Source organism: Syntrophotalea carbinolica DSM 2380, assembly GCF_000012885.1.
Taxonomy (GTDB): domain Bacteria; phylum Desulfobacterota; class Desulfuromonadia; order Desulfuromonadales; family Syntrophotaleaceae; genus Syntrophotalea; species Syntrophotalea carbinolica.
Genome location: NC_007498.2, coordinates 3,011,879 through 3,023,882 on the forward strand (window position 1 = coordinate 3,011,879; position 12,004 = coordinate 3,023,882).

General features: G+C 57.8%; 10 protein-coding genes. 2 read left to right on the top strand and 8 right to left on the bottom strand.

Translation table 11 applies throughout. The features are described 5' to 3' along the window. Nucleotides 1-29: 29 nt before the first annotated feature. From PCAR_RS13980 to PCAR_RS14000, 5 genes are all read right to left on the bottom strand, one after another. Nucleotides 30-2,141, bottom strand: a complete 2,112-nt coding sequence (locus PCAR_RS13980) for a putative bifunctional diguanylate cyclase/phosphodiesterase (protein ID WP_011342341.1) — start codon at nucleotides 2,139-2,141, stop codon at nucleotides 30-32. Further along, a complete protein-coding gene (locus PCAR_RS13985) occupies nucleotides 2,138-2,593 on the bottom strand; it encodes a response regulator (protein ID WP_011342342.1) in 456 nt (151 codons plus the stop codon). Before PCAR_RS13985 ends, PCAR_RS13980 begins: the two co-directional genes overlap by 4 nt. A gap of 33 nt (nucleotides 2,594-2,626) precedes the next feature. Continuing rightward, nucleotides 2,627-4,207, bottom strand: coding sequence for an ATP-binding protein (locus PCAR_RS18830; RefSeq protein WP_011342343.1), 1,581 nt, complete (start codon nucleotides 4,205-4,207; stop codon nucleotides 2,627-2,629). Between the two features lie 18 nt (nucleotides 4,208-4,225). Further along, nucleotides 4,226-5,143 (bottom strand): ABC transporter substrate-binding protein, encoded by a 918-nt coding sequence (locus tag PCAR_RS18050; RefSeq protein WP_158447432.1) that lies wholly within the window; start codon nucleotides 5,141-5,143, stop codon nucleotides 4,226-4,228. 131 nt (nucleotides 5,144-5,274) lie between these two features. Next, nucleotides 5,275-6,294: an ABC transporter substrate-binding protein gene (locus PCAR_RS14000; protein ID WP_148204351.1), complete on the bottom strand. Its 1,020-nt coding sequence runs from the start codon at nucleotides 6,292-6,294 to the stop codon at nucleotides 5,275-5,277. A 338-nt stretch (nucleotides 6,295-6,632) separates the two neighbouring features. Here PCAR_RS14000 and PCAR_RS14005 point away from each other — a divergent pair, with 338 nt between their 5' ends. Both PCAR_RS14005 and PCAR_RS14010 read left to right on the top strand, forming a co-directional pair. After that, complete coding sequence (locus PCAR_RS14005) at nucleotides 6,633-7,925, top strand: cytochrome ubiquinol oxidase subunit I (protein WP_011342346.1); 1,293 nt, start codon at nucleotides 6,633-6,635, stop codon at nucleotides 7,923-7,925. Next, nucleotides 7,922-9,022: a hypothetical protein gene (locus PCAR_RS14010; protein ID WP_011342347.1), complete on the top strand. Its 1,101-nt coding sequence runs from the start codon at nucleotides 7,922-7,924 to the stop codon at nucleotides 9,020-9,022. The genes PCAR_RS14005 and PCAR_RS14010 overlap by 4 nt, the downstream gene beginning before the upstream one ends. Here PCAR_RS14010 and PCAR_RS14015 read toward each other — a convergent pair. From PCAR_RS14015 to gpmI, 3 genes are read right to left on the bottom strand one after another with little or no spacing between them, the layout of a single operon-like run. Next, the gene (locus PCAR_RS14015; protein WP_011342348.1) at nucleotides 8,993-9,691 is read right to left on the bottom strand and encodes an endonuclease III domain-containing protein; all 699 of its coding nucleotides are present in this window, start codon (nucleotides 9,689-9,691) and stop codon (nucleotides 8,993-8,995) included. The two genes, PCAR_RS14010 and PCAR_RS14015, sit on opposite strands and share 30 nt — an antisense overlap. Beyond that, on the bottom strand, nucleotides 9,688-10,431 hold the full coding sequence (locus PCAR_RS14020; protein WP_011342349.1) for a ComF family protein: 744 nt from the start codon (nucleotides 10,429-10,431) through the stop codon (nucleotides 9,688-9,690). Before PCAR_RS14020 ends, PCAR_RS14015 begins: the two co-directional genes overlap by 4 nt. A gap of 36 nt (nucleotides 10,432-10,467) precedes the next feature. After that, nucleotides 10,468-12,000, bottom strand: a complete 1,533-nt coding sequence (gpmI, locus tag PCAR_RS14025; protein ID WP_041531929.1) for a 2,3-bisphosphoglycerate-independent phosphoglycerate mutase — start codon at nucleotides 11,998-12,000, stop codon at nucleotides 10,468-10,470. Nucleotides 12,001-12,004 lie beyond the last annotated feature (4 nt).

Genomic DNA, 12,004 nt, shown 5'->3' on the forward strand with positions numbered 1-12,004 from the left:
GCGTCTATTCCGTCGCCTCCGCTGCCAAACTAATCGAACAAGGAAGAGCCTCCGCGAGGGTATTGTTGTGCCAGAATTTCCGCCGCGGTCTCCACTGGCACGGGGCGGCCGAAATAATAGCCCTGGCCTTCCTCGCAGGCGCGATCCTTTAAGAAAGCCAATTGTTCCCGGGTTTCGATCCCTTCGGCGATCACCTCGATTTTGAGACTGTGAGCCATGGCGATGATGGCTTCGGTGATCGCTGCGTCATCGGTATTCTCAGGGATATCGCGCACGAAACTGCGATCGACCTTGATCCGGTCAATGGGAAAATGCTTGAGATAGCTGAGCATGCTGTAACCTGTTCCGAAATCGTCAATGGCAAGCTTGATGCCCCGGGATTTGATATCGACAAGCGTCATCAGGGTTTCATCGGACTTTTCCATGATCAGACTTTCGGTCAGTTCCATTTCCAGCAACTCGGGGTTAATTCCGCTGCGTTGGATGATCGCATCCAGGCGATCGATAAAACCGGCCTGTTTGAACTGACGGGCGGAAATGTTCACCGCCATGCGCAGCGAAGGAAATCCGGCGCGATGCCAGGCTTTGGCCTGCCTGCAGGCACTCTCCAGTACCCAGTTGCCGATGGGCAGAATCAACCCGGTTTCCTCGGCCAGAGGAATAAAGCGCATGGGGCTGACCCGGCCAAGTTCCGGTGATTCCCAGCGCAACAGAGCTTCCATACCGATGATATGTCCGGTTTTCAGGTCAACCTGCGGCTGATAATGCAAGGCCAGCTGCTGGAGATCGAGGGCCCGGCGCAGGCCTGTCTCGATCTCGATGCGCTCCCATGCCATCCGGTTCATCCCCTTGGAAAAGAAACGGAAGTTGTTGGATCCATGCTGTTTGGCCTGATGCATGGCCGTAGCCGCGTTTTTAAGCAGGGCCTCCGCATCCACGCCATCCACGGGGAACAAAGCGATGCCCATGCCACCCGAGCAGTAAAGCTTTTGCTCGCCGATCTGAATCGGCTCGGTCAGACAATGGAGCATTTTCTGCGCCAGCACGGAAAATTCATCCTGCGATCCGACACTGGCAATCACCGCCGCAAATTCGTCACTGCCCAGACGGGCAAGCACATCCTCCCGGGACATACAATCGCTCAAACGTTGGCTGACCGTTTTAAGCAAGGCGTCACCCGACTCATAACCGTAAGTATCGTTGACGCCTTTGAAACGATCGATATCGATGATGCAGACTCCCAGCGGGCTGCGATTCCGGCGCGCCTGGGTCAGACTGCTGTTGCAGTGTTCCAGAAACAACTGCCGATTGGGCAGGCCTGTCAAACCGTCGAAATAAGCCAGTTGACGGATTTTCTGTTTGGCCTGGTGATGAGGAGTAATGTTGCTGATCAGCGCCACACTGTAAGAGGGAGTGCCGTCCTCGTTATAATGCCAGGAGGTGGACACATGTGCCCAGAGGGTTTCGCCGTCTCGACGGATATAGCGTTTTTCGTAGTCATGGGAGCGCGTCTGCCCCCCCATTGCCTCGGCAAACAGACGTTCGGTAAGCTCAATGTCGGTGGGATGGGTGATGTCCAGTACCGAAACGCCGAAAAGTTCGTTTTCGCTGTAGCCAAGCATCTCGCACAAGGCCGGATTCACTTTCAGGAAGCGTCCGTCGGGCGAACATGTCGCCATGCCGGTAACGGCATTCTGGAAAATGGATCGGAACAGTTTTTCGCTGTTGCGCAATTCCAACTCGGCTCGGCGGCGCCGGCGACGCTCTTCGGCTTCGCGCAATTCCCGCTCGATAGCCGGTAACAGTCGCGCCAGGTTCCCTTTCATCACATAATCGTGAGCGCCGGCGCGCATGGCTTCAACGGCGGTTTCTTCGCCGATATTGCCGGACAGTACGATAAACGGCAAATCCAGGCCATTTTCCCGGGCGACCTCGAGGGCCGCCAGGGCGCTGAACCGGGGCATGGAATAATCGGATATGATCAGGTCCCACTTCCCCGTGGCCAAGGCCGCGCGCATGGCCTCGGCCGTCTCAACCCGCTCAACGGTCAGACGATAGCCGCCATGACGCAGGGCCCTTATCAGCAACAGCGCATCGTCTTCACAATCTTCGGCAAGCAGCAGGTTCAACGGTTTAGTCATAGGTCACCCTTTACCGAGGAGGAAGGGGGCGGTTCGTTCACATCGAGCCAATAATTGCCCAAGGTCCCCACGACTGTCTGAAAGCGATCAAAATCGACCGGCTTACAGATATAGCTGTTGGCCCCGAGTCGATAAATCCTATCCAGATCCCGGTCCTCCCGCGAGGAGGTCAAAACCACGACCGGCAGGCGGGCCGTCCTTGTTTCGCGACGCAAACGTTTCAACACTTCAAAACCGTTGATTTTGGGCAACTTTAAATCGAGCAGCACGACTGCCGGCAACTCCGGTACGGTTGCCCGTCGCGCATCGCCAAGCAGGTACTCCAAGGCCTCGACACCGTCGCGAGCCACGACGAGACGGGTTTTGACGGAACTTTTGTGAAAAGCCCGCAACGCAAGGGCGACATCATCCGGGTTGTCTTCCACCAGTAAAATGGTCCGATTACGCTTCATAACTGTCTCCAAAACCCGATCCAGGGGCACCGCTTAAAGAGTAAAATAAAAGCAGGCCCCGCCATCGATCCGGCCCTCGGCCCAGATGCGGCCGCTATGGCGTCGGATGATGCGCTGCACGGTGGCCAGACCGATGCCGGTACCGGGAAACTCGCCGGCATGGTGCAATCGCTGAAATACTCCAAACAGCTTTTCGGCATACGCCGGATCGAAACCGGCGCCGTTGTCCCGGACGAAAAACACCGGTTTTTCAAGCGGCTCGCCATCCGGGCCACAGCCTTCCGGGGTTACGCCAAAGGCTATGACGGCATGATTGCACCGCGCGGTAAACTTCCAGGCATTGTCGAGCAGATTTTCCATGACCACTTGCAGCAGCCGGGGGTCTCCTTCGGCAAAAACCCCATCCTTAACGGTTACAGCGACGCTACGTTGCGGAGAGGTCTGCCGCAGCCCCTCGACAATGGTCGTCGCCATGGCGCTTAAATCGACGGTTTTACGAACCATCTCGCCGCGGGTAATACGAGACAGGTTAAGCAGATCGTCTATGAGCTGGGACATACGCTGGGATGCTCGCCTTACGCGATGCAGGAACTGGAGTCCATCGCCGTCCAGGCGGCTTCCGTAATCGTCGAGCAGCGCTTTGCTGAAACCGTCGATACTGCGCAGCGGAGCGCGCAAATCATGGGATACCGAATAGGAGAAAGCTTCCAGCTCGCGATTGGTCGCTTCGAGTTGGGCGGTACGTTGCAGAACCCTGCTCTCCAGTTCCCGGTTCAACTGTTTTAGCTGGGCGGCAGTCTTTTTATGTTCGGTGACTTCGCGATGCAATTTGACATTGGTTTGCTGCAATTGACGGGTTTGCTCTTTCAGATCATTATGCGCGCGGAGCAATCCCTCGGACATTTCCTGAAAAGCCCTGGTCAAGGCACCCACTTCATCCCTGGCATGGACCTCGGGCAAAGGCTCCTGCCAACCGCACGGTCCAAAACTCAAAGCGGCCTTGGAAAGTTGCTGAATCGGACCGACAATGGTAGAAGTAAACCACAGAAATGCCAGACAGCCAAACACCAGGCCGGCCAAAAGAATAATCACCACGTTTCGAAGAAAAACATCCCGTTCGGCGAACATCTCCTTGGTGTCAACCGAAAGAATGATCGTCCACTGCCAGCGGGGAAACGACTCGTGAAAAAAGTAACGCTTCACACCGGCCGACGAATATTCACTGACCCCTTTGCTACATCCTTTGATCTCCTCCAGTGAGGACATATCGAAAGTCGTGCCATCCGCAACCTCCGGCAACAGCTGTCGGGGCCCACGCATATCCACGACAATCAGGTGACCGGTTCGACCGTAGCGGTATTCCCGCAGGGTATCGAGCAGATCGCTCTGGGCTTTGCGAACATAACTTTCCACATGCCCCACACCGCTTTCCTCCAACACCTTGTCGGCCATTCGCAGACGACTGACAACATGGGAGACTTCCGCCGACATCAGTTTTCGATTCAAATTGTAGGTCAAACGCTCGATGGTCAACACGCCGGCGCCGGTGATGGCACTGGCGACAATGACGAGAATGCTCAGCGACAGAAAATTAACCTTGTATTTCAACCGCATAGCGTAAACTCCGGAAGATTAACGGGACACCGGTTCCTTCCGGTATGCTTCCCGCCCGATAATATCTGCCGTTTGCAGCAGGGATACGGGCAACACGATACCGGCAGCCTTAGCCATCTTCAGATTGACGGTCAATCGAGCCTGCTCATTGTCCTTGACGGGAAAATCCCCAGGCCGTCCGCCTGCCAAAATGCGCAGTGCCGTGGATGCGGCATAGTGGCCATGTTCTTCGGGCTGCTTGGCCAGGCAGAAAACAACGGATTTTTTCATCCACGGATGTTCCGAAAAGGTCGGTATGCGGGTATGGTCGGCGAGAAAACGTTCCGCTGCGCTATCATTCCAATTTTCGATCCCGACATGATTGCGAAAATCCAGGATATCGGTCTCCTGCTGGGCGCGTAGAAAGGCTTGCTGGAATTCGGCGAAAGTTCGCACCAGATAAATCTTCAGGCGATCGCCATATTTTTTTTTGCAGGAAGCGGCGACCGCCCTCTCGACCTCTGTGTCGCCGGCAATCAATCCGATGCGTTTGCCGGCGGCAAAACGGAATATTCGCTCCATCTGGTTATCGAAAACATCGACCTCGCGCATGCCGGTGACGTTGCGACAGGGATAACCATATGCGGCCGGATTGCGGTTTACCCCGCAAAAAACCACCGGCACCGCGGTACCCCGTAAATACGGAACGACCAGATATTTTTGGGCATTATCGTCCGAAGCGATAACGACGTCGGGAGTATAGCGCTGCAATGCCGCCAGGGCCTGTTGCCCCGCCTTGCGAGCATAAACTTCATCGCCGTTACGTCTGGTATCCATTCGCCAGATCCGCAAATCCGCTCCGCTCCCCACGAGCGCTTGTCGCAAGCCGCGCTCCAGCCCCTGGCTCCAGGCGTAGTCGGCATCGTAGGAATCGACCCAGAGGATTTTTTTCCCCAAAAAAGACTCCCCGGGAGCGGAGCCCTCGTCACCCCACGCAACCGCACCCGAAACGGCCCAACAAAAAACTGCCGCTGCAAGCGCGCAAAGGGTGACCGCCTTTCCCCATCGACCGGCGAGACCCCCGACATTCATCGATAGGCCTCCTGACCGATGACCTTGGAAGCAACCTGCAACGTGGATACCGGCAATACGATACCGGAAGCCTTGGCCATTTTAAGGTTAATCGTCAAGCTGGCCAACTCGTTGGCCACCACGGGAATGGCGTCCGGAGAAATACCGCCAAGGATCTTCAAGGCTGTTTTGGCCGCATATTCGCCCTGTTCTTCCGGCACTTTTGCAACGGTAAAAGTAACAAACCTCTCCATATAGGCAAGCCGCGATCCGGTCGGTTTGCGGACATGGCGAACAAGGAAATCCTCGACTTTCCGGGAATCCCAACCGGGCATATCGGAGTAGTTGGCGATATAAATCATATCGACTTCGTTTTGCGCCCGCAGGAAAAGCTCTTTAAAATGATCGAAATCCCTGGCCAGGTAGGATTTCATGCTCCCCGAAAAAAAGCGCCGGTTATAGACATCGACGACTTTGCGTTCGGATACCGTATCGGCGCTCAGATAGCCAAGCCTTTCCCCTTTGGCAAAACGCCGCAGGTGCGCGACCAGAGTCTCCACCGGTTCGACCTCGATCATCCCGGTTACATTGCTGCAGGGAAATCCATAAGGACTGGCGTCCCAGTTGATCCCGCAGAACACCACGGGAAGAGAGGTGTTTTTTAAATAGGGAACCACCAGATAACGAGCGGCATTGTCATCGGAAGCGATAACCACGTCCGGTCGCCAGGCATCGATGGCCTGTTTGGCCTTAAGACCGGCATGCTGTTTGGAGTTTTCGGATAAATCCCATTTGGTATTCATCCGCAGAATTCGAACTTGTACCCCGGTGCCACGCAGCGCTTTACGAATCCCCCTTTCGATACCCGCAGTCCATTCATAACCGCCTGCATGGTAGGAATCGACCCAGAGGACCTTTTTCCCGGCAAACCGCTGCCTTTTGTCGGGCTCCTCGGCTGCGAGCCAACCGGCATTCAGAAGCACAACCAGCAGCCCCACCATCGCGGCACAGACGCAGCGCATTTTTTTCCAGGTCAAACCTCCCCAACCACACCGATATTGCACAACATCCCCCCAGCAGGCCTCCAACAAAAATCCTTGAAAAAACAGGCCCTTTACAACAGCATCGCATCAACCAAGCTGCAAACTCATCAAACAAACCGAGCAGCCGTTTCCTACCTGCTCAGCAGGAAACGAATCTGCAAAAAATGGTTACAATTAAGTAAAACAGCATTTTGCAGTCTCACGCCGATAAAATCAACCGAAATCACTTCATTTATATGACCCGTTGGAAACCCCGCTGATTGACAACCCTGGCGGGGCACGTTAAATAATCTGAAGAGACTGATCTTCTTACCTTTTCAGGGATAGCATGCATGAATTATCCGATCTGGTACCTGCCGTCCGTGGGCGGCGGCGCAATGATCGCCGCCATCGCCGTGAGTCACGTCTTTATCTCCCACTTCGCTGTCGGCGGCGGTTTCTGGCTGGTACTGCTGGAAACCCGAGCGCTTCGCCACCGGGACCAGCCGCTGTACCGATTTACCCAATCCTTCGCCCGGCTCTTCGTTTTGACCACCTTGATCTTCGGAGCCTTGACGGGGGTCGGTATCTGGTTCGCTATCTCCCTCGTTCAACCGGCGGGTACTTCCGCCCTGATTCACCGTTTTGTTTTCATCTGGGCCGCCGAGTGGGTATTGTTTCTGGTGGAGGTTGTGGCGATCACCGTTTACCTGCACAGTTTCGGACACCTTGCCCCCCGAAGGCACCTGATCGTCGGCCGTGTCTATTGTGCCGCCAGCTGGCTGAGTCTGTTCGCCATCAACGGCATCATCACCTTCATGCTCACGCCCGGCATGGCCTCACAACATAGCGGCCTGCCCCGCGCCTTCTTCAATCCGTCTTTCTGGCCCTCCCTGGCTCTGCGCACCTGCCTGGCCGGATTGATATCCGGCTTGTTCGTCGCGATATTCGCAGCCTTTCTGGCGGACCGAGACCTGGCCAGCCGATTGATCCGCATGACCGCAGGCTGGTCTCTTTTAGCCCTGTGCGGTGCCTTGCCGGCCGGGTTGTGGTATCTGCAAAGCCTGCCCGTACCGGTACGAACTCTGACCGAGGGCGCCTCGCCGACCATTGTCCGTACTTTGGCCATGGGACGCATCGCCCTCTGGGTCCTACTGCCCGGTTCGCTGCTGGCACTATGGCGACCGGCACGCATCGGCAAAGCCGCTGCCATGGCGGGACTTGCGGCGGGTCTGCTCCTCATGGGCAGCTTCGAATGGACCCGCGAAGCGGCGCGACGCCCCTATGTCCTGTATGGCGACATATACTCCAACGGCCAGCGTGCGGATCGGACAACAACGGAGCCTTTTTTGCCGACTGCCCCCTGGAGCCGATCGTCTTCACCGGGCCGGGAGCTTTTTAAATTCCAGTGCTATGCCTGTCATACACTGGGCGGCCTCAACAACGATATCATCGAACGCACCCGGGGCATGAGCCAGAGTTCCCTGGCCGCCTATATTTCCCAGCTCCATGCCATCAGGCCCTTTATGCCGCCGTTTATCGGCACCGCCGAGGAACAGCATGCTCTGGCCGCGTACCTGATCGACCAGCAACCGACCTCCCCCGATACACAAACACCCCTCGCGCGACCCGGGAGTCAGCCATGAATCCTCTTGTTCCGTCCGCGGATATCTTGCCAGCCTCCTGGCCCCTGCTTCAGGGGTTGCTGCTGATTGTGTTTCCTCTGCACCTGCTGGCCATGAACGGACTGCTCGGAACCGCCATGGTCGTGCTGCTGATTCGGCGACGACGCAACCGGCCAAGCCGGGTGCTGGCCAAACAACTGACCGGCACCCTGCCGACTCTTATGGCGGTGACCATTAATCTGGGGGTGGCTTCTCTGCTTTTTTCCCAAACCCTGCACGGGCAATTTTTCTATCCCGGCGCCATTCTTATGGGACGTTTCTGGCTGGCCATCATCCCCCTGCTGATGGCTGTCTACGCCGGCCTTTACGCTCTTGATCTCGGCACCGAACGACTTGCCGCACGGTCCCCGCTGCTGACCAGTCTGGCGGTGGTCCTTTTGATGATCGTCGCGTTCATCTTTACCAACAACCAGACCCTGATCCTTAATCTGCAACGCTGGGCGGCCTATTTCCATGCCGACGGCGGCACCCTGCTCAATCTCGGCGACCCGACGCTGCTCCCCCGCTATCTGCATTTTGTCACGGCGGCCATGGCCGGCGGCGGGCTGTTTACCGCTCTTGTCGGAGCGCGCCTGACCCGCAGCGAACCGCGGCTCGGGGCGTATGCCCAGAAACTGGGACTGCAGCTGTTGCGGCGTATGACCCTGGTGCAAATGGGGGTAGGCATGCTGTTTCTATGGCAACTGCCCCAGTCCATTCGCTGGCAGATGCTCGGGGGCAGCCTGCCGGCCACCGGCCTGCTGGTGACGGCCGTAAGTCTGGCGCTGGCGCTGTTGGCCAGCTCGGCACAGGGATTGACATCGCTTAGCGCCGCCCTGTTGGCGGTTCAGGTGTTCGTCATGAGCGGGTTGCGGGAAATGATTCGGCATGCCAGCCTGAAAGGGCAGTTACGCCCGGCGGACATGCCGGTGGTCTGGCAGGAAGGGGGCCTTATGCTATTTGTATTGGTATTGCTGGTCGGCATGACGACCATCGGCTGGCTGGTCCGGCAGGCCGTCCGGCCGGCTGAAAATGCCGTTCGCGGGGAATCAGAGCAAAACCGGGCATTCCGGCTGTAGGGGGCAATTTTCGCAAAGCGGGCGCTTGCGACAAAAGGTTTTGCACTGCTCGACGATCAGTGCATGGTATTCGTTGAACAGATCGACCTGCCGAGGCAGATGCGCCATGAACAAGGCACGTATGTCCTCATAGGTTTCATCGCCCTCCAGCACACCATAGCGCTTGAACAGACGCCGGGTATAGGCATCCACGACAAACGACGGGCGATGGCCGGCGTACAGCAAAATGGAATCGGCGGTTTCGGGCCCGATGCCCTTAAAGGTAAGCAAGGTTTGCCGGACCTGCGACAAGGGGCCGCTGAGCATGGCATCCAGATCGCCCTGATGCTTTTCCAGCAGACATGTGGCGAACAGCTGCAGCCGCTGCGCCTTCTGCCGGAAAAATCCCGCCGGCCGGATCAACTCTTCCAGGTCTTGCCGTTGTAAGGCGCAAAGCGCCTGCGGCGTCAGAGGGATGGTCTTTTTAAGAGCGGCGATGGCGAGTTCCACGTTGCGCCAAGCCGTATTTTGCGTGAGAAACGCACCGATCACCACCTCAAAGGGTGAGTCGGCCGGCCACCAGTGCAGCGGACCGAAATGCTCCGCCAACCGGTTGCATAAAAAGAGCAGCGTATCCTTTAAAACAGCGGGCCGCTGACGGCTATCCGTATTTTGGCGAAAATGCGTCATTGAAGTTTCTGCAAACGAGCGCGTGCCAACACCGCCACCGCCACGCTCGAAGCCCCTCCGGCCAGCAGGGTCGCGGCACATTCCCGCGCCGTGGCACCCGTGGTCAGAACATCGTCCACAAGCAGAACGCGTTGCCCCGCAAGTTTTTGCGTCAACGCAAAAGCCCCCTTGAGGTTACGCCTCCGATCGTCCCCCGAAAGCCCCTGCTGGGAATGGGTCGGCCGGACTCTCCGCAGCAATCGCGCAGGCGCCGGGAGCCGCCAGAAACGGCCGAGTTCGCGCGCCAGCAACAGCGACTGATTGTAGGTACGCGCGCGCAACCGCTGCCGATGCAGCGGTACGGCAATCAGAAGATCGGGGCGATAGTCTTGACGGACAGTTTCCAGCCGGGCAGCCAGGAGGCGGGCCAATGGGCGATCGAAATGCACCTTGCCGTGAAATTTAAAAGCATGCACGGCCTCGCGCAATTTCGCCTCATACAAGCCAAGGCAACGCGTCCAGACAAAGGGCGGTTCATGCCGCAAACAGGCTTCGCACAGATGGTCGCTGCCGGACGGCTGGGGATAAGGCAAGGCACAACGGGGACAGCATGCGCTGTCGAGGGGAGCGAAGGCATCGAGACACGCCGGACAGAAAGCATCGCCCACCCCGCTTTTCAGCAGCGTGCCGCACAGCGGGCAGCACGGCGGCAGCAGCAGTTCAAATAAGCCTCGCAGTTCGGCGCGGAGAAAAGATAGCACCGGCCCCTCCAATCAGCCCGGCGTATGCATGGGGCGTTATGAAGGCTCAAGCAGACTGCGCCCGGTCATGGCCGCAGGCTTGTCGATCCCCATCAGTTCCAGCAGTGTCGGTGCCAGATCCGCCAGGATACCGTTACGCAACTTCACCCCGGTGCGATCCGGATCGACCAGGATTACCGGCACCGGATTGGAGGTATGAGCGGTGTGGGGAGCCCCTTTGGCATCGGCCATCTGCTCGCAATTGCCATGATCGGCAGTGATCAGAAGACTGCCGCCGGCGTTAAGTACGGCATCCACCACCCGACCGACACAGGCGTCGACGGTCTCCATGGCTGCGATGGCCGCGCTCTCCACGCCGGTATGGCCGACCATATCGGGATTGGCGAAATTAAGCACGATCAAATCGTAGCGCCCGGAAGCCACGCGCTCCAGCATGGCGTCGGTCACCGCCGGCGCACTCATCTCCGGTTTGAGGTCATAGGTGGCCACCTCCTTCGGAGACGGAATCAACACCCGGTCCTCGCCGTCGAAAGGCTCCTCGCTACCGCCGTTGAAAAAGAAGGTGACATGGGCATATTTTTCAGTTTCGGCGATGCGCAACTGTTTGCGTCCCGCCCGGGACACCACTTCGCCCAGCAGTTCGGGGTAGGTTTCCGGTGGAAAAGCCATGGGCAGGCCGAAGCTGGCATCGTATTCGGTCAGACAGACGTAGCCGGCCAGGCGCGGTGTCTTCTCGCGGCTGAAGCCGCTGAAATCCGATGAGGTAAAGGTACGGGTAATCTCCCGGGCACGATCGGCGCGGAAGTTGAAAAAAATCATACCGTCGCCATCGTCCACCGTGCAAGGCTTCTCCCCCCCGACAAAACGGGGTTCGACAAACTCATCGGTCTGCCCCTGCGCGTAAGCATCGGCAATGGCCGCGGCGCTGCTCTCGAATGAGGTGCCCACGCCTTCGGTCATGGCGCGGTAGGCCTTTTCGACCCGCTCCCAGCGATTGTCACGGTCCATGGCCCAGTAACGTCCAATGACCGTTGCAACCCGGCCCAGCCCGATGTCCTGCAGTTTGTCCTCGAGTTGCGCCAGATAACCGGCGCCGCTTTGCGGCGGCGTATCACGACCGTCCATGAAGGCATGAATGCACACCTGCTCCACTCCGGCCCGTCGTGCCATTTCCACCAGAGCGTATAGATGTTCCATATGCGAATGGACTCCCCCATCCGACAGCAACCCCATCAGGTGCAGTTTGCCCTGACTCTCCACGACCTGCTGCATCACCTTACGCAGTTCGGTATTTTCGAAGAAGGTATCTTCTTCGATGCTGAGACTGATGCGCGTCAGGTCCTGATAGACGGTACGACCGGCACCGATGTTCAGATGCCCGACTTCCGAATTACCCATTTGTCCATCGGGCAGACCCACATCCCGACCGGAGGCACCGATGCGGGCATGGGGCCAGGATTCCAACAACGCCCGCAGACGCGGGGTATCGGCCTGACAGACGGCATTATGCTCACAGACGGGATTGATGCCCCAGCCATCCAGTATCACCAGTGCCACGGGACGGCGAATTTCT